Source organism: Hydrogenophaga sp. (assembly GCF_030373245.1).
Taxonomy (GTDB): Bacteria; Pseudomonadota; Gammaproteobacteria; order Burkholderiales; family Burkholderiaceae_C; genus Hydrogenophaga.
Genome location: NZ_JAUCZF010000004.1, coordinates 341,868 through 363,127, shown reverse-complemented (window position 1 = coordinate 363,127; position 21,260 = coordinate 341,868). Strand labels below are relative to the sequence as shown.

General features: G+C 64.1%; 16 protein-coding genes. 1 reads left to right on the top strand and 15 read right to left on the bottom strand.

Annotated elements, in window-relative coordinates; translation table 11 throughout:
* Nucleotides 1–5: 5 nt before the first annotated feature.
* The 4 genes from QUV25_RS11920 to QUV25_RS11905 all read right to left on the bottom strand — a co-directional run bounded on the left by QUV25_RS11920 (nucleotide 6) and on the right by QUV25_RS11905 (nucleotide 7,556).
* The gene (locus tag QUV25_RS11920) at nucleotides 6–509 is read right to left on the bottom strand and encodes a heme-binding protein (protein ID WP_300864107.1); all 504 of its coding nucleotides are present in this window, start codon (nucleotides 507–509) and stop codon (nucleotides 6–8) included.
* 104 nt (nucleotides 510–613) lie between these two features.
* A complete protein-coding gene (locus QUV25_RS11915) occupies nucleotides 614–1,243 on the bottom strand; it encodes a response regulator (RefSeq protein WP_300864106.1) in 630 nt (209 codons plus the stop codon).
* Nucleotides 1,240–2,721, bottom strand: a complete 1,482-nt coding sequence (locus tag QUV25_RS11910; RefSeq protein ID WP_300864104.1) for an ATP-binding protein — start codon at nucleotides 2,719–2,721, stop codon at nucleotides 1,240–1,242. The genes QUV25_RS11915 and QUV25_RS11910 overlap by 4 nt, the downstream gene beginning before the upstream one ends.
* Nucleotides 2,722–2,795: 74 nt before the next feature.
* Nucleotides 2,796–7,556, bottom strand: a complete 4,761-nt coding sequence (locus tag QUV25_RS11905; protein ID WP_300864102.1) for an NAD-glutamate dehydrogenase — start codon at nucleotides 7,554–7,556, stop codon at nucleotides 2,796–2,798.
* Between the two features lie 298 nt (nucleotides 7,557–7,854).
* Here QUV25_RS11905 and QUV25_RS11900 point away from each other — a divergent pair, with 298 nt between their 5' ends.
* Nucleotides 7,855–9,642: an ABC transporter transmembrane domain-containing protein gene (locus QUV25_RS11900; protein WP_300864100.1), complete on the top strand. Its 1,788-nt coding sequence runs from the start codon at nucleotides 7,855–7,857 to the stop codon at nucleotides 9,640–9,642.
* A gap of 125 nt (nucleotides 9,643–9,767) precedes the next feature.
* Here the strand turns inward: QUV25_RS11900 and QUV25_RS11895 are convergent, their stop codons facing one another.
* The 11 genes from QUV25_RS11895 to nuoG form a co-directional block, all read right to left on the bottom strand.
* Complete coding sequence (locus QUV25_RS11895) at nucleotides 9,768–10,244, bottom strand: DUF1178 family protein (protein WP_300864098.1); 477 nt, start codon at nucleotides 10,242–10,244, stop codon at nucleotides 9,768–9,770.
* Between the two features lie 8 nt (nucleotides 10,245–10,252).
* Nucleotides 10,253–10,849 carry an NUDIX hydrolase gene (locus QUV25_RS11890; protein ID WP_300864239.1) on the bottom strand — a complete coding sequence of 199 codons (597 nt, stop codon included), beginning with the start codon at nucleotides 10,847–10,849 and terminating at the stop codon, nucleotides 10,253–10,255.
* Nucleotides 10,850–10,939: 90 nt separating this feature from the next.
* Nucleotides 10,940–11,242, bottom strand: a complete 303-nt coding sequence (locus QUV25_RS11885; protein WP_300864096.1) for a DUF2818 family protein — start codon at nucleotides 11,240–11,242, stop codon at nucleotides 10,940–10,942.
* A gap of 61 nt (nucleotides 11,243–11,303) precedes the next feature.
* Nucleotides 11,304–12,800: an NADH-quinone oxidoreductase subunit NuoN gene (gene nuoN / locus QUV25_RS11880; RefSeq protein WP_300864095.1), complete on the bottom strand. Its 1,497-nt coding sequence runs from the start codon at nucleotides 12,798–12,800 to the stop codon at nucleotides 11,304–11,306.
* A 30-nt stretch (nucleotides 12,801–12,830) separates the two neighbouring features.
* Nucleotides 12,831–14,306: an NADH-quinone oxidoreductase subunit M gene (locus tag QUV25_RS11875; RefSeq protein ID WP_300864094.1), complete on the bottom strand. Its 1,476-nt coding sequence runs from the start codon at nucleotides 14,304–14,306 to the stop codon at nucleotides 12,831–12,833.
* 19 nt (nucleotides 14,307–14,325) lie between these two features.
* Entirely contained in the window at nucleotides 14,326–16,362 is a 2,037-nt protein-coding gene (gene nuoL, locus QUV25_RS11870; RefSeq protein WP_300864093.1) for an NADH-quinone oxidoreductase subunit L, read from the bottom strand.
* A gap of 42 nt (nucleotides 16,363–16,404) precedes the next feature.
* Nucleotides 16,405–16,716 (bottom strand): NADH-quinone oxidoreductase subunit NuoK, encoded by a 312-nt coding sequence (gene nuoK / locus QUV25_RS11865; protein ID WP_300864092.1) that lies wholly within the window; start codon nucleotides 16,714–16,716, stop codon nucleotides 16,405–16,407.
* Nucleotides 16,713–17,351: an NADH-quinone oxidoreductase subunit J gene (locus tag QUV25_RS11860; RefSeq protein ID WP_300864238.1), complete on the bottom strand. Its 639-nt coding sequence runs from the start codon at nucleotides 17,349–17,351 to the stop codon at nucleotides 16,713–16,715. Before QUV25_RS11860 ends, nuoK begins: the two co-directional genes overlap by 4 nt.
* 87 nt (nucleotides 17,352–17,438) lie before the next feature.
* Nucleotides 17,439–17,984, bottom strand: coding sequence for an NADH-quinone oxidoreductase subunit NuoI (nuoI, locus tag QUV25_RS11855; RefSeq protein WP_300864090.1), 546 nt, complete (start codon nucleotides 17,982–17,984; stop codon nucleotides 17,439–17,441).
* Between the two features lie 39 nt (nucleotides 17,985–18,023).
* Nucleotides 18,024–19,106: an NADH-quinone oxidoreductase subunit NuoH gene (gene nuoH / locus QUV25_RS11850; protein ID WP_300864089.1), complete on the bottom strand. Its 1,083-nt coding sequence runs from the start codon at nucleotides 19,104–19,106 to the stop codon at nucleotides 18,024–18,026.
* Complete coding sequence (gene nuoG / locus QUV25_RS11845; protein WP_300864087.1) at nucleotides 19,103–21,250, bottom strand: NADH-quinone oxidoreductase subunit NuoG; 2,148 nt, start codon at nucleotides 21,248–21,250, stop codon at nucleotides 19,103–19,105. Before nuoG ends, nuoH begins: the two co-directional genes overlap by 4 nt.
* Nucleotides 21,251–21,260 lie beyond the last annotated feature (10 nt).

The window sequence follows — 21,260 nt, the reverse complement described above, 5'->3', positions numbered from 1 at the left end:
TAGCCTCACTTCAGCAGATCCTTGACCTTGTCCAGCGCAGCCACGGCACACTGTTCGTCCAGATGACCGCCAGGCGCACCTCCCACCCCCACCGCACCGATCACCTCGTTGCCAGCGCGCACCGGTACACCACCACCCAGCAACAGGAAACCAGGGATGTGAACCAGGTTGGCAGCAGCGGGGTTTTTCTGGGCGCCTTCCATCATGGCCAGGGTGGCGTTTTTGGCGGAAGCCGAGGTGAAGGCCTTGAGTCGGCTGGCCTCCAGGGTGTGGCTGCCCGCATTGTCGGCACGCATCACGGCGCGCACCTCGCCCGCACGGTCGACCACCGTGGCGCTGACGTTGTAGCCGCCGGCGCTGCACGCCGCCACGGTGGCGCTGGCGATCTGGGTGGCCAGTTCAAGCGACATGTTCTTTTCGGTGCGCACGGCTTGTGCCTGGGCCACAGACATGCCGAATGTGGTCAGCACGGCCAGGGCAAGGGAGGTGGTCTTCATCGGGGATTTCATGGCTGTTTCCTGAAGTGGTTTGCGGTTCGATCAACCGTGGGGGCACTGTAGGAAACTGCGCGCCCGCGCGCCATTCGGAGCGCTACGCCCTGACCTGCGTAGAACTACGCAGCGGGGTCCTCCTGAACCAGGCTGGCATAGCGGTGAATCAGCTGCGCCAGCGAGTCGGTCTGCAGCTTCTCGAACACATGCGCGCGGTGGGTTTCCACCGTGCGCGGTGACAGCTGCAAGCTGCGCGCGATGGCCTTGTTGGTCTGTCCTTCGACCATGCCAGCCAGCACCTCGCGCTCTCGGGCCGACAATCGTTCGTAGCGCTCACGCGCAGCCCGGTCGCCCTGCTGGCGCTGGCGAGAACCCACGTGCTGGCGCACCGCGTTTTGCAGCGCCTCCAGCAACAGTTCGTCGTCCACCGGTTTTTCCAGGAACTCGGCTGCACCTGACTTGAAGGCGCGACGACACAGGTCAACCGTGCCATGACCCGTGAGCATGATCACCGGCTGATCAACCCCCTGCGCCACCAGCGCGTCCAGCAGAGCCAGGCCGCTCATGACCGGCATGCGCACATCCAATACGATGGCACCGATGCCTTGGCGTTCGAAACGCACCAGGAAATCCTGCGGGTCGGCCCAGGTCTGTACGCGCAAGCCGACGGTACCGATCAGCAAGGCCAGGCTGTCGCGCACCGCCGCGTCGTCGTCGATCAGGTGAATGGTGGGTGATGACAAAGAACTCATACGACGCCCACCGCCAGCGGCAGCCGCAGGGTCAGAGCAGCGCCTGCTGGCGCCTGGTTGGCGGCCGTCAACGAGCCGCCCATCGTCCCCACCAGCGTCTCACAAAGCGTCAAACCCAGTCCCAGGCCACCCGCTCGCGTGGAGAAAAACGGCTCAAAGAGACGCGCCATGGCCTCGGGCGCAATACCGGGCCCGCTGTCGGCCACCACCAGCTCGCCCTGCTTGTGCACCTCGCGCAGCGACACGCGCAATCGCCGATGCCCCTGCGGCACTTGCTCCAACGCCTGCAGCGCGTTCATCAACAGGTTGTGAATCACCTGCTCGAGCGCCACCGGGTCGGCCAGCACCGGCACCGGAGCGGGTGCCTGCAACTCGGGCACCACGCCACGACGTTCGCACTCGGGCTCCAGCAGATAAAGCGCGCGCCGCACCGCCTCTTTCAAATCCACCGCCTGTGTGGCCCGGTCGCTACCGGGTCGCTCGACCGCCGTGCGCAGACGTCCCACCACCTCGCTGGCGCGACGCGCTTGCGCCACCGCCTGGCGCATGGCGCCCCGCGCGGTCTCGGTTTCGGGCGGCTGCTCGTCCAGCAGGCGCTGCGCCGCCTGGGCGCTGGCCAGCATCGCCGTCAACGGCTGGTTGAGCTCGTGCGCCATACCGGCCGCGAGCTCGCCCAACGTGTTCAGCCGCGCCACCTGGCCAAGGCGCAACAGCTCTTCCGCCCGCCGGCGCTCGGACCGCTGGCGCTGCAACTGCATGAGCACCGCCAGCAGGGTGCTCACCAGCGCCGACCACAGCAACCATACGGCCCAGGGCAACTGGCTCCAGCTCAGTCGGCGCTCGGCACGCACATCAAACGGCTGGCTGCTGGCTGCCAGGGGTTTCTGAAAATCGAAGCGCCAGCCCGAGGTGGACTCGCCAGCCAGCGGCTGTCCGGTCTGCACGTCAAAACGCTGACCGGCGTGCGTCAGCCAAACGCGCACCAGGCTGGTCTCTGGCGCCATCGGCCATTCGTCCCAGGGCACCAGCGCCCGCAGATCGATGCTCAGCGCGTAGCTGTGCGGCTGGGCCGAGAGCACCAGTTCGTATTGTCCGGCTGCAAAGTCCACAGTGGCCAGGGTCGGGTGCTGCTGCTCGCGCGAAGCGGTCTCGGCGGCGACGAGCGCCGTGCTGCTCCAGGGCGCGTCGGCGCTGCTGCGTTGCACCCGCAAGATGCGCGGGTACAGCGCGGGCAGGCGTTGCTCGGCTGAGCCAGCGCCTGCTGCCTGGGCGGTGGGTTGGAGCAGACTGAGCGTGGCGAGGATGGCATCGTGCTGGACCACACGCTGGCTGAGCAGGCGGTGCACGATGCGCGCATCGGTCTCGAACAGGGCGCGCTCGCGCTCCACCGCGCGCTGCACCAGCACCACGCCACCAGCCAGCACCAGGATCAGCCCCGTTGCCAGCCACCACCGATTGCGCCACCAAGTCGTTTGCATGGGCCCGATTCTGGCACCACCGCCTGGCGCATGCCCCGTACCCTGGAGCCAGACAAAGACCGAACGGCGGCCGCTCAGGCGAGGTTGCGCAGCTCGCGCAAAGCCACCGACACCGGCGCCAGATCCGGCGTCTGGGTGCTGATGGTCTGGCGCAACCGGCGCAGCCGCTCGATGGGGGCCGCGTGGCGTTCAGTCCAGCTTGGCAGATCGATGCCCTGAGACAGCAGCGAGCGGGTGATCTGGCTGGCGATGGCGTAAACATCGTCGCGTGCGCTGCTGCGGGCCTGGGTCTGCCACAGGGTGTCGGTGGGCAGGCGGACGATCTCGCTGCGCCATTGCGTGAGGCCCAGCTGGGCGTCGACCGCGAAGTAGGCGCGGGCCGCCTGCTCCAGCGCGCCGCCCGTGTCTTGGGCGAGATCGACCAGATCCAGCGCGGGAAACAGGTGGTCCAGCGCAGCGAGATTTTGCGCCAGGTCGGGTTCGACGCCGGCGTCCATGAGCGCCTGCACCTCGGCCTGCCATTGTTCGCTGGCTTCGGCCGAGAGCCACGCGCCGAGATGGGTGCGCAGCTCACGCGCGCCGGGCTGGTAGCGCTCGATCAAGGTCGGCAGGTCGCTGCCATTGGCACACACGCGCAGGATCCAGCGCGAGGCTCGCTGGACGGTGGTGGTGAGCCTGCTGAGCAAGTCGAGCTGCTGCGCACTGCCTACGCGGTGGTCGAGCTCGTCGATGCGGTCCCACAGCGCTTCCAGGTCAAAGATTTCGCGGGCCAGGGTGTAGGCGCGCACCACATCGGCGGCGCTGGCGCCGGCTTCGCTGGCCACGTAATGCACGAAGGTCGCGCCAGCGCGGTTGAGCACGGTGTTGGTGACGAAGGTGGCGATGATTTCGCGCTTGAGCGGATGAGCGGCGATGGCGTCGCCAAACCTCTCGCACAGCACGCGCGGGAAATAGGCCTTCAGCGTGCGGTTGAAGTAAGGATCGTCGGGCAGGTTGCTCGCCATCAGCTCGTCGAACAGCCACATCTTGGCGTAGGCCAGCACCACCGCACCCTCTGGCGCGGTCAGCCCTTGTTTGTGGGCGCGCCGGCGCAGGATTTCGTCGTCGGCGGGCAGGAATTCGATCGAGCGGTTGAGCCGCCCAGCAGCCTCCAGCGCCTGTATCAGGCGTTGCTGCCCGTCCAGCACGTACAGCGGCCGATGGCGCGCCACGTCGATCGACTGCGTCTGGTAGTAGTTGTCGGCAAGAACCAGTTGCGCCACTTCGTCGGTCATGGACGCAAGAAGATCGTTGCGCTGCTTGAGCGTGAGGTCGCCGGCCTCGACCACACGATCGAGCAGGATCTTGATGTTGACCTCGTGGTCGGAGCAGTCGACCCCGGCCGAGTTGTCGATGGCATCGGTGTAGATGCGCCCGCCTTTCGCGGCAAACTCGATGCGGCCGTTTTGCGTGGCGCCCAAGTTGCCGCCTTCGGCCAGCACCTTGCAGCGCAGCTCGCTGCCATTGACCCGGAAGCCATCGCTGGCTTTGTCGCCCACCTGGGCATGGGTCTCGAAGCTGGCCTTCACATAGGTGCCGATACCGCCGTTGTACAGCAGTTCCACCGGCGCCAGCAGCACCACGCGCAGCAGCTCGGCTGGCGTGAGTTCTTCAGCCTCGGTGCCGAGCGCGGCGCGCGCCTGCTCGGAAAGCTTGATCGACTTGGCGCTGCGTGGGTAGACGCCGCCACCGGTCGAGATCAGGTTTTTGTCGTAGTCGTCCCAGCTCGAGCGCGGCAGCTGGAACAGCCGCTTGCGCTCAGCGTGCGACACCGCGACGTCGGGCGTGGGATCGATGAAGATGTGGCGGTGGTCGAACGCGGCCACCAGGGCAATGTGTTCCGACAGCAGCATGCCGTTGCCAAACACGTCGCCCGACATATCGCCGACGCCTGCCACGGTGAAGCGGGTGGTCTGGGTGTTGACGCCCATCGACAGGAAGTGGCGCTTGACCGATTCCCAGGCGCCGCGCGCAGTGATACCCATCTTCTTGTGGTCGTAGCCCACAGATCCACCCGAGGCAAAAGCGTCGCCGAGCCAGAAACCGCGGTCGGCTGAAAGCTGGTTGGCAATGTCGGAGAAAGTGGCCGTGCCTTTGTCAGCGGCGACCACCAGGTAGGGGTCGTCCTCGTCGTGGCGCACCACCTGCTGGGGCGGTACCACCTGGCCTTTGACCACGTTGTCGGTCACGTCCAGCATGCCCGAGAGAAAGGTGCGGTAGCAGGCTACGCCCTCGGCCAGTAAGGCCTCGCGATCGCTGGCCAGCGGCGGGATTTTCACGACGAAGCCCCCCTTGGAGCCAACCGGCACGATCACCGTGTTTTTCACCTGCTGCGCCTTCACCAGGCCCAGGATCTCCGTGCGGAAATCTTCGCGCCGGTCGGACCAGCGCAGTCCACCGCGCGCCACCTTGCCGCCACGCATGTGCACGCCCTCGACCCGCGGAGAGTAGACCCAGATCTCGAACAGCGGCTTGGGTTCAGGCACACCGGGCAGCTTGCGGGGATCGAACTTGAAACTGAGGTAGGGCTTGAAACCCCCATCGGCCGCTGTCTGCCACGCATTGGTGCGCAAGGTGGCCACCACGCTGGCGTAGAACTGGCGCAGGATGCGGTCGTCGTCCAGGCTCTCCACATCGCCCAGCAGCGCTTCGATCTGAGTGCGGCGGTTGGCGCGCTCCTGGTCGCGATCACCTTGGAAAGAGGGGTCGAACCGGGCCGCGAACAGCGCACAGATCTCCTGGGCAATGGGAGCGTTGTTGTTCAGCGCGGTCTCGATGTAGCCCTGCCCGAATGGCAGACCAAGCTGCTTGAAGTAGCGTGTGTAGGCGCGCAAGACCGTGATCTCGCGAGCGCCCAGGTTGGTGCTCAGCAAGAGCTTGTTGAGATCGTCGCTCTCCACCTCGCCTTTCCAGGCCTGTGCAAACAGCGCCTCGAAGCGAACCCGGATGGCCGAAAAGTCGGTGTCTGGCGCCATCTGCAGACCGATGTCGTGCAGCCACAGCGCGGGCGAGTCGGTGCCGCGGCCGATGCGGTAAGGGTGTTCGTCCAGCACGCGCGCGCCCATGCGCTCAAGCACCGGCAGCGAGTCTGACAGCGCGACCTTGGTGGTGTTGTAGATCTTGAAACGCAACATGCCGTCGCCAGCGTTGAGCGGCCGATAGAGCTTCACCGCCAGCGGCTGTTCCGGCGTGAGCTGGGCCAGCACCTGGGCGTCTTCCGCACCCACGGCAGGCGAAAAATCTTCCCGGTAGGCCGCCGAAAAGGCGGATGCAAAGCGGTGCGACATGGCCAAACCCTGGCCTTCCCCCAGCGCGTGCAGCAGCTCCTGGGTGCAGTCGTCTTCCCAGCGCTGGGCGAGGCGGGCCACGCGCGCCTCCAGCGCGCGCAGGTCCACGTTTTCTGGGGCCAGCTCTTTGGCACGCACCAGGTAGTGGATGCGTGCCAGCGGGCTGTCGGTCAGCATGGGAGTGAATTCCAGTGCCTGACCGTCGAGCGTGTCCATCAGTTCCTGGCCGACCTTCATGCGCAGCTCGGTGTTGTAGCGGTCGCGCGGCACAAATACCTGCACCGAGGTGAAGCGGCCAAAGGGATCGCGTCGCAGCAGGACGCGGGTGCGCTGGCGCTCCTGCAAGCGCAGGATGGTCAGGGTGTGTTCGCTCAGGGTCGCCTGGTCGATCTGGAACAGCTCGTCACGCGGGTAGGCCTCAAGAATCGCCTGCAGCGACTTGGCGGTGTGGCTCTCGGGCACCACCCCTGCGTCTTGCAGAACCTGTTGCGCGCGCACTCGGACCTGCGGGATTTCGTGCACCGGTGCCTGGTAGGCGGTGGAGGTGTAGAGACCCAGAAAGCGCGCTTCACCCACCACCTGACCGGCATCGTCGAAACGCTTGACGGCGATGTAGTCGAGCCAGGCCGGGCGGTGCACGGTGGCACGCGTCATGGCCTTGGTGACCAGCACCAGCTGATCGGAATCGAGCAGGCTGAGCGCGCCTTCCGGCAAGCGGCTGACCGGCGTCTGCACCTCGCCGCGCAAGATGCCCAGGCCCGAGTCTGGCACGGCGGCGAGAGTCACGGTGTTGCCTTCGCGCGCGAGCTCGTAGTTGCGCGCGCCGAGAAAGGTGAAGTGCTTGTCTTCCAGCCAGTTCAGGAAGTCGATGCCTTCCTGCTGGTTGACCGACGAAAGCGAGGAGCGCGCCGATTCCTGAGCCAGTTCGCGCACGCGCTCGAGCATCGGCTGCCAGTCTTTCACCGCGCAGCGCACATCGTTGAGCACACTGGTCAGGTCGGTGGCGAGTGCGGCCATGTCGGCCTCGCTGACGATGCGATCGCACTCGACAAAAATCATCGATACCACCTCGGCGCCGGGCTTGCGCCCAGCAGACGCAGGTGCCGTTTCACTGACGCGGCCTTTGTCGTCGCGCAGCACCGCCATCAGTGGGTGGACGATCCAGTGGGCGGTGCGACCGCTGCGATTGACCGCCATGGTGACCGAATCGACCAGGAACGGCATGTCCGGGTGCACGATCTGGATCGTGGTGTGGTCGCTTACGAAGCCGTCTTCGGCCAGGGTCGGGTTGAACACCCGGACCTTCTCGAACTTCGGCGGGCGCACCGATTCCAGCAGGCGCCAGTGCGCGTTGGCAATGGCAAACAGCGTGGCCGCACCCCGGTCTTCGATTTCGCCAGGGTCGGTATTGGCGAAGTAGGTCGGCACGAAGGACACCAGCCGCGCAGCATCGTTGCCGCCGTGTTCCTGAGTGTGCTTGATGAGCTCGGTGAGCGTGTGAGCGGGCATGCTGCTTGTCTCCTGTTTGGGGCCGCCTGCTGCAGGCGCGGGATGGTGTCTCGCGCCCCCAGGCAAGCCGTCGGGGTTGGCTTCATCTTAGACCTGTCTGGTCAGGTCACCCGGCGCAGACTGCCCCACCTGGGGCGGCCTCCGGACTGTGAAGCCTGCGCATTATGAGATCGCGCCCTCTTCTGCGACGGGAATCGGCGATGCCGATTGGGCTGGGCGGAATACCGGCCGTGCATGGGAGACGGCTGGAGAACGTCTGGCCAGGCGGAGTCGAAGAAAAAACCGGCACACTTGGCCAATGAGTTCTGCAACCAATCCCGAGCGACCCAAGGGCGAGTCCCCCACTTCCCTGAGCGGCCTGCTCCCTTTCATGCGGCCCTACAAGCTCCAGATCGGACTGGCCATCCTGTTTCTGGTGCTGGCCGCTGCGGCCACGCTGCTGTTTCCGGTCGCCTTGCGCCACCTGATCGACAGCGGGCTGATTGCGGGCGACCGCAGCGCTCAGGCCATGGGACTGCGCGGGCATTTCATCGAACTCTTTGGTGTGGCGGTGGCTCTGGGCGTGTTTTCAGCCGGGCGCTTTTATGTGGTGAGCTGGCTGGGCGAGCGCATCACCGCCGACCTGCGCAACGCTGTCTACAGCCATGTGCTGCGGCAGAGTCCCCAGTTCTTCGAGACCACCCAGACCGGCGAGGTGATCAGCCGGCTGACGACCGACACCACCCTGGTGCAGACGGTGGTGGGCTCTTCGCTATCGATGGGGCTGCGCAACGCCGTCATGGGCGTGGGCGCGCTCATCATGCTGGTCTGGAGTCATCCCTACGTGATGGTGCAGGTGCTGATGGTGGTGGGGCTGGTGGTGCTGCCGGCGATGTGGTTTGGCCGGCGCGTGCGCAAGCTCTCGCGCGCCAGCCAGGACCGCGTGGCCGATTCCAGCGCCATCGCTGCCGAGGTGCTCAACGCCATTCCCATCGTGCAGAGCTACACGGCGGAAGACCGGGAATCGAGGCGCTTCGACCAGTCCACGGAAAACGCCTTCAGCACAGCGGTCAAGCGCAGCCGCGCACGCGCCGTGCTGGTGGCTTTCATCATCATCGCCAATTCGGCTCTCATCCTCTGGGGCCTGTACCAAGGTACGCAGGCGGTGATCGCCGGGCAGATCAGCGCTGGACAGCTCGGTCAGGCGGTGTTGTACGTGATCATTTTTGCGGGGGCGGTCGCAGTGCTGGGCGAGGTCTACGGAGAATTGCTGCGGGCCGCGGGTGCCAGCGAGCGGCTGATGGAGCTGCTGGCCAGCCAGTCGCCAGTGCAGTCGCCGAAGCAGCCGGTCCGGGTGCCGCTGCCCCAGGGCGGCAGCGCGGTGGTGTTCCACAAGCTGGGGTTCAACTATCCCTCACGGCCACAACAGGCCGCCCTCACCGACTTCAGCCTGTGGGTGCAGCCGGGTCAGACGGTGGCGCTGGTGGGTGCCAGCGGTGCAGGCAAAAGCACGGTGTTTGGCCTGCTGCTGCGCTATTACGACCCGGCCCTGGGCCACATCGAAGTCGACGGCGTACCGATTCAGCAGATGAGCCTGCACGACCTGCGCGAGCGCATTGGTATCGTCCCGCAAGATCCGGTGATTTTCTCCAGCAGCGCAATGGAAAACATCCGCTACGGTCGCTCAGATGCCACCGACGCCGAGGTGAAGGCCGCAGCCGTTGCCGCCTTCGCCGACGAGTTCATTGACCAGTTGCCCGAGCGCTACGACACGTTCCTGGGCGAGCGCGGCGTGCGCCTCTCAGGCGGCCAGCGCCAGCGCATCGCGATCGCGCGCGCCATGCTGAAGAACCCGCCCCTGCTCTTGCTCGACGAAGCCACCAGCGCGCTGGATGCACAAAGCGAGCGCATGGTGCAGGCGGCGCTGGAGTCGGCGATGAAGGACCGCACGACGCTGGTCATCGCGCACCGACTCGCCACGGTTCAACGCGCTGATCACATCGTGGTACTGGATCATGGTCGGCTGGTCGAACAAGGCACGCATGCAGAGCTGGTGGCGCGAGGGGGCGTCTACGCTGGGCTCGCCGCGCTGCAGTTCACCGCGTAGGACTCGTCCACCTGCATCGCCTGCCTCTGTCATGGGCGATGCGGCTTCGCCATCGAGCGGGTCGGCACTGGTCGGTCGCCAGGATGTTGCAAGCCAGCGCAGTCCTTTCGGAAGACCGCAACCTTCTACTGCAGGGTCTCTTTCAGAGCGGGCAAAGCCGGCAGCGGCAACACGTCGACTCCTTCCTCGATCAGCTCCAGCGCCACCTCGGGACTGGTGCGCCCGCGGATGGCGCGCTGCTCGATGTCGCCGTGGTGCATCGCACGCGCCTGATCGGCAAATCGTTCACCCACGTCTTCGGTGTTGGCCAACACGGCGCGCATCGCTTGCAACAGACTGGCCTGCAGCGCGGAGCCCGCCGCAGGCATGCCGAGCTCAACACGGCCACCACCCGCCGCCGAGGTGCGATCCGGCATCGCTTCGACCTCACGCCCGGCGCGCAGATTCAATCGAGGTGCCGACAGCAGCTTGCGGATGCGGGTGTCGCCGCACAGGGGGCAAGACAACAGACCCCGGGCCAGCTGGCTGGTGTACTCGTCTTCGGACGCAAACCAGCCTTCGAACGTGTGCTCGTGGCCGCATTGCAGGTTCAGGACCTTCATGTCCCGGATTATCCGGCAGCACTGGCTGACGCGGTATCTTGCCAGTCGAGATCCCACTCACCTCGCAGCACATTCTGCAGCCACAGCGCGCCAACCAGGGTCTTGCAATCGATCACTTCGCCCGTCCGGCACCAGGCCTGGAGCTGTTGCGGTGTGGCGGTGATGACATCGAGAAACTCACCGGTGTCCAGACGCCGCTCGCCCAGACGAAGACCGCGCGCAAACCAGATGTCGATCAGCTCGTCGGAGTAGGCAATGGTCGGAGCCAAACGCCCGGCCCAGGCCCATTCACGCGCCTGGTAGCCGGTCTCTTCCAGCAGCTCGCGCTGCGCGCAGGACAGACTGGCTTCGCCATGATCGAGCTTGCCGGCCGGGAACTCAATCATGACGCTCTGCATGGGATGGCGGTACTGGCGCTCAAGCACCACCTGGCCATCGTCAAGCAAGGCAATCACCATCACCGCGCCGGGGTGCAGCACAAACTCGCGCGTGGCTTCTGCGCCGTCGGGCAGACGCACGGTATCGCGCACCACATGCAGGAAGTGGCCCTTGAGCAGCTCGGTGCGGGCAAGCAGTTCTTCGCGAAGGTGAGGATCGCTGGCCATGGCAAAGGGGTAGCGAGGCAGTTGGTTCAAAGGGCCAGCGGCATTTTGCTCAGTTCCGCTGCGGCCACCGTCTCATGCAATCAACAGGCCTCAGCCTCGACGCTTGAAGAGGTAGCGGTAGACGAAGCCAGGGAAAGCCAGCGTCAGGAACAGCGCACCGGTGACGGCGTAAAACTCCCAGCCCTGGGGGGCAATCTGCCCAGCCGACTGCTCCAGCGCCAGACCCAGGCCAATGAGGATGCCGTAACAGATCAGCAGTTCCAGCACACGAATCCACAAGGTCTTGGGCAAACGGCGCGGCAACAGGGCCAGCCAGCGCTCGTTGAGAAAAGGGAGGTTGGCCAGGATGAAGGCAGCCAGCAGGACCAGCCAGACAGAGGTGGAGTGGTTCATGGTGTGGGTGCGACTCGCCAGCCCGCGAGAGGTTCAGCGGCGAGGTCGAGTCGATGGCCGCTCAGGCCATCAGGCTTGCGACGGCCTGCGCGCACAGCGTCATCAGGCCACCCGGCACGATGCCCAGAATCAGTACCAGCGCGCCGTTGACCGACAGCACGGAACGGGCGTCCACACCGGCCTGGATGTCGGCGGTCTGCGTCGGAGGGTCGAAGTACATCACCTTGACCAGGCGCAGATAGTAGAAGGCGCCGATCAGCGACATGATCACGGCGAACACAGCCAGGCCGATGTAGAAGGACCCGCTGGAAGCCAGCAACGCCTGCAGCACCGAGAGCTTGGCGTAAAAACCCACCAGCGGCGGCACGCCGGCCAGCGAAAACATGCAGATCGCCATCACCCCAGCGTACAGAGGACTGCGCTGGTTCAGGCCGGCCAGATCGGCAATGTTTTCGGATTCGAAGCCTTTGCGAGAGAGCAGCAAGATCACGCCAAAGGTGCCCAGCGTGGTGAGCACATAGGTCACCACATAGAACATGGAAGAACCATAGGCGTTGGCTGCATTGGCGCTGTCGCCTTGCACCACGCCGGCCAGCAGGCCGAGCAGCATGAATCCCATCTGCGAGATGGTGGAAAACGCCAGCATGCGCTTGAGGTTGGTCTGGGCAATGGCCGCCAGGTTACCGATCAGCAGCGACATCACCGCCAGCACGGTCAGCATCTGCTGCCAGTCGAACGCCAGCGGCATCAGGCCTTCCACCAGCAAGCGGATCACAATCGCAAACGCGGCCAGCTTGGGCGCGCCGCCGATCAGCAGCGTGATGGCGGTGGGCGCGCCGTGGTACACGTCGGGCACCCACATGTGGAACGGCACCACGCCGAGCTTGAAGGCCAGGCCCGCGACCACGAACACCAGGCCTAGGGTGAGCACCTGAGGCGAGCCCATCAGGGTCGCTTCGCCACCGGCAATGGCCTTCATCACCGACGCCAGGTCCAAGGAACCGGTGGCGCCATAGACCATGGACAGGCCGTAGAGCAGGAAGCCACTGGCCAGGGCGCCCAGCACAAAGTACTTCATCGCGGCTTCAGTGGCCAGCAGGTCGTCGCGGCGCAAGGCCACGAGCGCGTAGCTGGCGAGCGTGAGCAGTTCGAGGCCGAGGTAGATCACCAGAAAGTTGTGGCCCGAGATCATGACGAACATGCCCAGCAGCGCAAACAGCGACAAGGTGAACATTTCGCCACCGCGCAGCATGTCGCGATGACTGGCGTACTCCCGGCCATAGACCAGGGTGGCCATCATCGCCACCGCCGCAAAGCACTTGAGCCAGTTGCCCATGGGGTCGCTCACCACCAGGCCACCAAACCCCATCACCGTGTCCCCGCTGCTGGCGTAGAGGCCTTGCAGCAAGGCCACGCCGGCCAGCGTGAGCAGAGTCAGCACGTAGGTGGCGCCGCGCATCGGCGACTTCACGAAGAGGTCGACCATCGCAATGGCACAGGCCATCACCAGCAGCAAAAGTTCAGGATAAGCCGTGTACCAGCTGAGCGAGTCAATCATGGGAGCGTTCTCTTCTTGTGGCAGGCGTGCTCAGTTCAGCTTGGAAATGGCGACGTGGCGCAGCAGCTCGGCGACCGACGCATCCATCACATCGGTGAAAGGCTTGGGGTGGATGCCCATGTAGAGCACCATGATGGCAAGCAGCGACATCACCAGGAATTCGCGCGCATTGAGGTCCAGCAGCGCCTTCACGTTGGCATTGCCCGGCGCACCAAGGTAGACACGCTTGAACATCCACAGCGAGTAGGCCGCACCGAAAATCAGGGCCGAGGCAGCAGCAGCGCCGATCCAGAAATTGGCCTTCACCGCCGCCAGGATCACCATCCACTCGCCAACAAAGCCAGCGGTACCTGGCAGGCCGCAATTGGCCATCACGAACAGCAGCGCAAACGCCGAGAAATTGGGCATGGTGTTGACCACACCGCCGTAGTCGGCGATCTCGCGCGAGTGCACCCGGTCGTACAGCACACCGATCGAAAGAAACATCGCCGCCGACACGAAGCCGTGGGCAATCATCTGCACGATGCCGCCCGACACGCCGAGATCGCTGAACACAAAGAAGCCCAGCGTCACAAAGCCCATGTGGGCCACTGACGAATAGGCCACCAGCTTTTTCATGTCCTGCTGAACCATGGCCACCAGACCGACGTAGATCACGGCGATCAAGGAGAGCGTGATCATCAACCAGGCCCATTCTTGCGAAGCATCTGGCAGGATGGGCAGCGAGAAGCGCAGGAAGCCGTAGGCACCGAGCTTGAGCATGATGGCCGCCAGTACGGCCGAGCCGCCGGTGGGCGCCTCCACGTGCACATCGGGCAACCAGGTGTGCACCGGCCACATCGGTACCTTGACGGCAAAGGCGGCGAAGAAGGCGAAGAACAGCAGCGTCTGCGCGGTACTGCCAAGCGGAAGCTTGTGCCAGGTCGCCAGATCGAAGCTGCCGCCGGACTGGGTGTAGAGGTAGATCAGCGCCACCAGCATGAGCAGGGAGCCCAGCAGCGTATAGAGGAAGAACTTGAAGGCTGCGTAGATCTTGTTGGGGCCTCCCCAGATGCCGATGATGAGGTACATCGGAGTCAGCGTGGCCTCGAAGAAGACGTAGAACAGCATCGCGTCGAGCGCGCTGAAGACACCGATCATCAGGCCGGAGAGGATCAGGAACGCGCCCATGTACTGGTTCACGCGCGTGGTGATGGACTCCCAGCTGGCGATCACCACGATCACGGTGATGAAGGCGGTAAGCAGAACCAGCCACAACGAAATGCCATCCACACCCAGGTGGTAGTGGATGTTGAAGCGCTCGATCCAGACGCTTTTCTCGACGAACTGCATCGCGGCGCTGCCAACCTCGAAGCCGGTGTACAGCGGCACCGTCACGGCCAGACCCACCAGCGCGCCGACCAGCGCGATCCAGCGCACCATGTGGGCCTGATCATCACGGCCCAGGGCGAGCAGCACGACGCCAAAGAAGATTGGCGTCCAGATCGCCAGACTCAGCAAACCCATCTTGTTCTTCCTCTTGTTCTTATCGGGCGAGCCAGACGAAGTACGTCATGAACAACAGCACACCCACGATCATCACCAGCGCATAGTGGTACAGGTAGCCGCTCTGAAACTGGCGCACCACCGACGACACCTTGCTCACCAGCTTCCAGCTGGCGTTGACCAGGCCACCCTCGATCAAGCCCCGGTCGCCGCCCTTCCACAGTCCAGTGCCAAGCATTCGCGCACCGCGCGCCAGCACGTTTTCGTTGAACCAATCCAGGTAATACTTGTTCTCCAGCACCGTGATGACAGGCCTGAGCGCCCGACCAATGGCCGCCGGAACCGCCGGGTTGATCAGGTACATGTACCAGGCCGACACCGCACCCGCCAGCGCCAACCAGAACGGCGCGGTGAAGAAGGCGTGCCACGCCATGGCCAGCGGGCCATGGAAGGTTTCCGCGAACTGCGAGAGCGCAGGGTGCAGTTCGGCGTTGATGGTGATGGCGTCTTTCAGGAAGTCGCCAAACAGCATGGGCTGGATGGTGAGGAAACCGATCACCACCGATGGAATCGCCAGCAGCAGCAGCGGCACGGTGACCACCCAGGGTGTCTCGTGTGGCTTGTCATGGGCATGCCCGTGGTCGCCGTGGTGATCGTCGTGCCCGTGGTGTGCGTCCGGGTTCTGGTCGTATCGCTCGGAGCCGTGGAACACCAGGAAGTAGAGGCGGAACGAGTAGAACGACGTCACGAAAACGCCGGCCAGGACCGCGAAGTAGGCGAAGCCAGCACCTGGCAGGTTGCTGAAATGCACCGTCTCGATGATGCTGTCTTTGGAATAGAAGCCAGCGAAGAGAGGCGTACCGATCAAGGCCAGCGTACCCACCAGCGAGGTGATCCAGGTGATCGGCATGTATTTGCGCAGCCCGCCCATCCAGCGGATGTCCTGGTTGTGGTGCAGGCCCATGATCACCGAACCGGCAGCCAGAAACAGCAGCGCCTTGAAGAACGCATGCGTCATCAGATGGAACACGGCCACCGAATAGGCCGAAGCGCCCAGCGCCACAGTCATGTAGCCGAGCTGCGAGAGCGTGGAATACGCCACCACGCGCTTGATGTCGTTCTGGATGATGCCGAGAAAGCCCATGAACAGCGCCGTGATGGCACCGATGACCATGATGAAGCTGAGCGCCGTGTCCGACATTTCGAAGATCGGCGACATGCGCGAGACCATGAAAATACCGGCGGTGACCATGGTGGCTGCGTGGATCAGCGCGGAAATCGGCGTCGGACCTTCCATCGAGTCGGGCAGCCACACGTGAAGCGGGAACTGCGCGCTCTTGCCCATGGCGCCGATGAACAGGCAGATGCAGATCACGGTGACCAGCATCCATTCAGCACCTCCGAACGGACTGGCAAAACCGATGGCGCCGAGCTCGCTGGCTTTGGCAAAAATCTCGCTGTAGTTCAGCGTACCGGTGTGGGCCACGATCAGGCCGATACCGAGGATGAAGCCGAAGTCGCCCACGCGGTTGACCAGAAAGGCCTTCATGTTGGCGAAGATGGCGGTCGGTTTGTTGTACCAGAAGCCGATCAGCAGGTAGGACACCAGACCCACCGCTTCCCAGCCGAAGAACAGCTGCAGCAAGTTGTTGCTCATGACCAGCATGAGCATGGAGAAGGTGAACAGGGAGATGTAGGCGAAGAAACGGTTGTAACCGGCGTCCTCGTCCATGTAGCCGATGGTGTAGATGTGCACCATCAGCGAGACGAACGTCACCACACACATCATCATGGCGGTGAGGCCATCAACCAGGAATCCGATCTCCATCTTCAGACCGCCGATCACCATCCATTCGTAGATCGTGGCGTTGAAGCGCGCCCCATCGATCACATCGACCAGCACACCCGCCGACAGCAGAAACGCCACCAGCACGCCCAGGATGGTGAATGTGTGTGAAGCGCGGCGGCCGATGACATTGCCACCGAAGGTGGTGCCCAGGATGCCGGCGATCAGCGCGCCCGCCAAGGGGGCGAGCGGAACGGCCAGCAGGGTGCTTGCGGAGAGGGTTGTGCTCATGAGGTCTTGCCTGAGATCGCGTGACGAGGGGTGACGCGGGCCTCAGCCTTTGAGGGTGTTGAGTTCTTCGACACTGATGGACGCGCGGTTGCGGAACAGCAGCACCAGGATCGCCAGACCGATCGCCGACTCAGCGGCCGCCACGGTGAGGATGAAGAACACGAAAACCTGGCCGTGCATGTCGCCCAGGAAGTAAGAGAAGGCCACGAAGTTCATGTTGACCGCCAGCAGCATCAGTTCGATGGCCATCAGCAGCACGATCAGGTTCTTGCGGTTGAGAAAGATGCCAATCACCGACAGCGCAAACAGGATCGCGCCCACCGACAGGAAGTGACCCAGAGTCAACGAGCTCATGCCTTGCCCTCCTCTGGCGCAGCGGCCAATGGCGCGGGCTTTTGCGTGGAGTTCATGGGCACCACCACCAGGCGATCGCTGGCGCGAACACTCACCTGCACACCCGGGTTGATCGCCTTGCTGTCCTTGCGCTGGCGCAGGGTGAGCGCGATTGCGGCCACCATGGCCACCAGCAGGATCACCGCCGCCACTTCAATCGGGTACAGGTAGTCGGTGTACAGCAGCAGGCCCAGGGCCTTGGTGTTGGATACCTCCTCGGCACCAGGGACAACCGGAGGCAAGGTGATATTGGGGAAGCCGACCCACAGCACGGCGATGATCTGTGCAGCCACCACAGCGCCCAGCACCGCGGCGAGCGGAAAGTGTTGCCAGAACGACCAGCGATCGCCTTCGAGCTTGATGTCCAGCATCATCACCACGAACAGGAACAGCACCATCACGGCCCCCAGGTAAACCAGCACCAGGGTGAGGCCCAGGAATTCGGCCTTGAGCAACAACCACAGGGCAGCGGCCTGCGAGAAAGACAGCATCAGGTAGAGCACCGCGTGTACCGGGTTGCGCGCGGTGATCACACGATAGGCTGCAAACAGCAGCACTCCCGCGAACAGGTAAAAAAAGCCGATCTGGTAATCCATGGACGGTGGGCGTGAGAGCGTCAGGCGGAGTGGGTGGTGGGCGGTGGTGGTCACGCTCAGCGCACAGCGCGCCGGGCGTGGCCAGTGTCAGCGATAGGGTGCGTCGGCTGCGCGCGCAGCGGCAATGTCGGCTTCGTAGCGGTCACCCACAGCCAGCAGCATCTCTTTGGTGAAATAGAGATCGCCGCGTTTTTCTCCGTGGTATTCGAGGATGTGGGTTTCAACGATGGCGTCCACCGGGCAGGCCTCTTCGCAGAAGCCGCAAAAGATGCATTTGGTCAGGTCGATGTCGTAGCGGGTGGTGCGGCGCGTGCCGTCGTCGCGCACATCGGATTCAATGGTGATCGCCATCGCTGGGCACACTGCTTCACAGAGCTTGCAGGCGATGCAGCGCTCTTCGCCGTTTTCGTAGCGCCGCTGAGCGTGGAGGCCTCGAAAGCGTGGCGAGAGTGGCGTTTTTTCTTCCGGAAACTGCACTGTGATCTTTCGGCGCAGTGCATAGCGACCGGTCAAGGCCATCCCCTTGATCAGCTCGACCAGGAGAAAGCTCTTGAAGAAGTCACGCATCGAAAACGGCGCAACAACGGCCGGCGCAGTGACGCGAGCAGCGATGGGTGCGGTGGTGGTGGTCATGAGCGTTGTCCTGAGAGGTCTGTCATCAAGGTAGCGGACTTACTTCCAGATGTTCCACGAGGTCTGCATCAGTCCGCCCACAAGCAGCAGCCAGATCAGGGTCACAGGGATGAAGATCTTCCACCCCAGACGCATGATCTGGTCGTAGCGGAAGCGCGGGAACGTGGCTCGCAGCCAGATGAAGATCGAGACCACCAGGAAGGTCTTGAGGCCGAGCCAGATCCAGCCTGGAATCCAGTTGAACACGGCGCTGTCCACTGGCGGCAGCCAGCCGCCCAGAAACATCAGCACCGCGAGAATGGACACCAGCCACATGCTGGCGTACTCCGCCAGGAAGAAGATGGCGAAGCCCATGCCCGAGTACTCGACCATGTGGCCGGCCACGATTTCCGCCTCGCCCTCGACCACGTCAAAGGGGTGACGATTGGTCTCGGCCACGCCGGAAATCAGGAACACCACAAAGATCGGCAGCAGCGGCAGCCAGTTCCAGGACAGGAAGTTCAGGCCCATGTCCGCCCCCATGCCACGCGCCTGCGACGCCACGATCTCGCCCAGGTGAAGGCTGCCGGCGGTCATCACGACGATGAGGAAACAGAAGCCGATGGCAATTTCGTAGCTCACCATCTGGGCCGATGCGCGCAAAGCGCCCAGGAAAGCGTATTTGGAGTTCGATGCCCAGCCGGCAATGATCACGCCGTACACCTCGATCGAGGTGATGGCCAGGATCAAGAGCAGACCCGCATTGACGTTGGCGAGGATCGCGTCAGGGCCGAATGGCACCGCCACCCAGGCGGCCAAAGCCGGCATGATCGCCATCATGGGACCAAGGCGGAACAAGCCACTGCTGGCTGCGCTCGGACTGATGATTTCCTTGGTCAGCAGCTTGATCGCATCGGCGATGGGTTGCAGCAGGCCAAATGGCCCGACACGGTTCGGGCCCAGGCGCACCTGCATGAAGCCCAGCAGCTTGCGCTCCCAAAGCGTCAGGTAGGCCACCGCCCCCATCAGCGGAGCGAGAACAGCCACGATCTTGATCAGGCTCCAGATCACCGGCCAGGCGGCTGTCGTCCACCAGGGTGCGGCGATCAGCCCGAGGCCACCGTTGTACATCGCATCGATCATGCGCTGGCTCCCTCAACCTCGCCGCAGGCATTGCGCGCGTCTTGCGTCAGCTGCAGCGAAGGCGCACGGCGCACCAGGCCATCGAGCTGGTAAATGCTGGCTACGCAAGGTGCCTTCGCCGCAGGCGACTGATCGGCAGCTGCAGGGCCCAGCCCTGCTGCGTCATTGGACAGGCGCGCGGCATCCACCGTCTGGCCACTGCTCACCCCCGGCAGCGCAGCAGCAAGCACCGCCGCCGACGAGTCGGCATCAAAGCCGGGCAAGGCCAGAAGGTTGCCAAGCACGCGCAGCACCTTCCATGCGGGCCGTGTTTCGCCGAGTGGGCGCACCACGGCGTGGAAACTTTGCAGCCGGCCTTCGGCATTGACGAACGAACCCGAGGTCTCACTGAAAGGAGCAATGGGCAGCAGCACATCGCTGATGTCCAGGTTGGTTCGGAACGGGCTGAACGTGACGACCATGCCGGACTGGGCCAGCGCTGCACCATCCACAGCCGAATCGGCACCTGGCTCCAGATTGAGCAGCAATGCGGCCTTCACACCACCCGCGAGCATCTGCGCCGCGTGCTGCCCGCCAGGGCCAGGAATGGCGTTCACCAGCTGGGCACCGACGGTGTTGGCCGCTTCGGTGAGGTAGCCCACTTTCGCACCGGTATGTTCGCCAATCCACAGTGCCAGTGCCAGCAAGCTGCTGGCCTTTTCATGGTGGGCAGCTGCATTGCCGAGCAGAATGGCCTTTCGCTCGCCGCTCAGAAGCGATTTGGCCACCGCGCGCGCCTCGTCGCTGACGGGTGCGGCCACGGGCGACTGAACATCAGCCGCCTGGGCCACTGCAGCCGCGATGCCCGCCAGCGCGACCACCCAGGCGGAAACATCGGCCTGCACGGTATGGGCCACCGGCATCGCCCAGTCGGGCGTCTGCCCCGCCAACACATTCAGTTGCGCGCCATGACGAACCGCCTGACGAATTCGCTGGGCGAACAAGGGATGATCCTTGCGCAGGTTGGAGCCCACCACCAGCACACGCTGCAGCGTGGTCAGTTCAGCGATCGGCAGACCCAGCCAACGCGCCACACCTGGGGCGGCTGCGCAGGAGAAATCGGCATGACGCAAGCGGGCGTCGATGTTTTCGCTGCCCAGACCGCGCACCAGCGCACCAGCCAGGGCCAGCTCTTCGACCGTGCTGTGCGGGCTGGCGAGCAGGCCGATGGCCTGGGCACCATGTTCGGCTCTGACCTGCTTGAGGCCATTGGCGACGTACTCCATCGCGGTCTGCCAGTCCACCGTTTGCCACTGCCCGCCCTGCTTGATCATGGGCGCAGTGAGGCGATCGGCACTGCCCAGCGCTTCATAAGAGAAGCGATCCCGGTCAGCGATCCAGCACTCGTTGACGGCTTCGTTCTCCAGTGGCACCACACGCATCACCTGATGGTTCTTGACCTGTACGATGAGATTGGCACCGGTGGAATCGTGCGGGCTCACCGACTTGCGGCGCGACAGCTCCCAGGTGCGGGCCTGGTAACGAAACGGCTTGCTGGTGAGCGCGCCCACCGGGCAGATGTCGATCATGTTGCCCGACAACTCCGAGTCGATCGACTGGCCGACAAAAGTCTCGATCTCGGCGTGTTCGCCGCGGTGCGACATCCCCAGCTCCATCACCCCGCCGATCTCCTGCCCAAAGCGAACGCAGCGCGTGCAATGGATGCAGCGGCTCATCTCTTCCATGGAGATGAGCGGGCCAGCGTCCTTGTGAAATACCACGCGCTTTTCTTCCTCGTAGCGCGAGCCTGAACCACCGTAACCCACGGCCAGGTCCTGCAACTGGCACTCGCCGCCCTGATCGCAAATCGGGCAGTCCAGCGGATGGTTGATGAGCAGAAACTCCATCACCGACTTCTGCGCCTTGATGGCCTTGTCGGACTTGGTGCGCACGATCATGCCCTGAGTCACTGGTGTGGCGCAGGCGGGCATGGGCTTGGGCGCCTTCTCCACCTCGACCAGGCACATGCGGCAATTGGCCGCGATGGACAGCTTCTTGTGATAGCAGAAGTGGGGGATGTAGGTGCCCGCCTTGTCGGCTGCATGCATCACCATGCTGCCGGGCGGCACTTCCACTTTCTGACCGTCGAGTTCGATTTCAATCATTTGGGATACG

Bases quoted from the DNA above. Each gene is read 5' to 3' on its own strand.
- nuoI (WP_300864090.1), bottom strand. From the start codon at position 17,984: ATGACCACCACCACCGCACCCATCGCTGCTCGCGTCACTGCGCCGGCC.
- nuoH (WP_300864089.1), bottom strand. From the start codon at position 19,106: ATGATCGATGCGATGTACAACGGTGGCCTCGGGCTGATCGCCGCACCC.
- QUV25_RS11900 (WP_300864100.1), top strand. From the start codon at position 7,855: ATGAGTTCTGCAACCAATCCCGAGCGACCCAAGGGCGAGTCCCCCACT.
- QUV25_RS11890 (WP_300864239.1), bottom strand. From the start codon at position 10,849: ATGGCCAGCGATCCTCACCTTCGCGAAGAACTGCTTGCCCGCACCGAG.
- nuoL (WP_300864093.1), bottom strand. From the start codon at position 16,362: ATGAGCACAACCCTCTCCGCAAGCACCCTGCTGGCCGTTCCGCTCGCC.
- QUV25_RS11910 (WP_300864104.1), bottom strand. From the start codon at position 2,721: ATGCAAACGACTTGGTGGCGCAATCGGTGGTGGCTGGCAACGGGGCTG.
- nuoN (WP_300864095.1), bottom strand. From the start codon at position 12,800: ATGATTGACTCGCTCAGCTGGTACACGGCTTATCCTGAACTTTTGCTG.
- QUV25_RS11920 (WP_300864107.1), bottom strand. From the start codon at position 509: ATGAAATCCCCGATGAAGACCACCTCCCTTGCCCTGGCCGTGCTGACC.
- QUV25_RS11860 (WP_300864238.1), bottom strand. From the start codon at position 17,351: ATGGATTACCAGATCGGCTTTTTTTACCTGTTCGCGGGAGTGCTGCTG.
- QUV25_RS11915 (WP_300864106.1), bottom strand. From the start codon at position 1,243: ATGAGTTCTTTGTCATCACCCACCATTCACCTGATCGACGACGACGCG.
- nuoG (WP_300864087.1), bottom strand. From the start codon at position 21,250: ATGATTGAAATCGAACTCGACGGTCAGAAAGTGGAAGTGCCGCCCGGC.
- QUV25_RS11885 (WP_300864096.1), bottom strand. From the start codon at position 11,242: ATGAACCACTCCACCTCTGTCTGGCTGGTCCTGCTGGCTGCCTTCATC.
- QUV25_RS11905 (WP_300864102.1), bottom strand. From the start codon at position 7,556: ATGCCCGCTCACACGCTCACCGAGCTCATCAAGCACACTCAGGAACAC.
- nuoK (WP_300864092.1), bottom strand. From the start codon at position 16,716: ATGAGCTCGTTGACTCTGGGTCACTTCCTGTCGGTGGGCGCGATCCTG.
- QUV25_RS11895 (WP_300864098.1), bottom strand. From the start codon at position 10,244: ATGAAGGTCCTGAACCTGCAATGCGGCCACGAGCACACGTTCGAAGGC.
- QUV25_RS11875 (WP_300864094.1), bottom strand. From the start codon at position 14,306: ATGGGTTTGCTGAGTCTGGCGATCTGGACGCCAATCTTCTTTGGCGTC.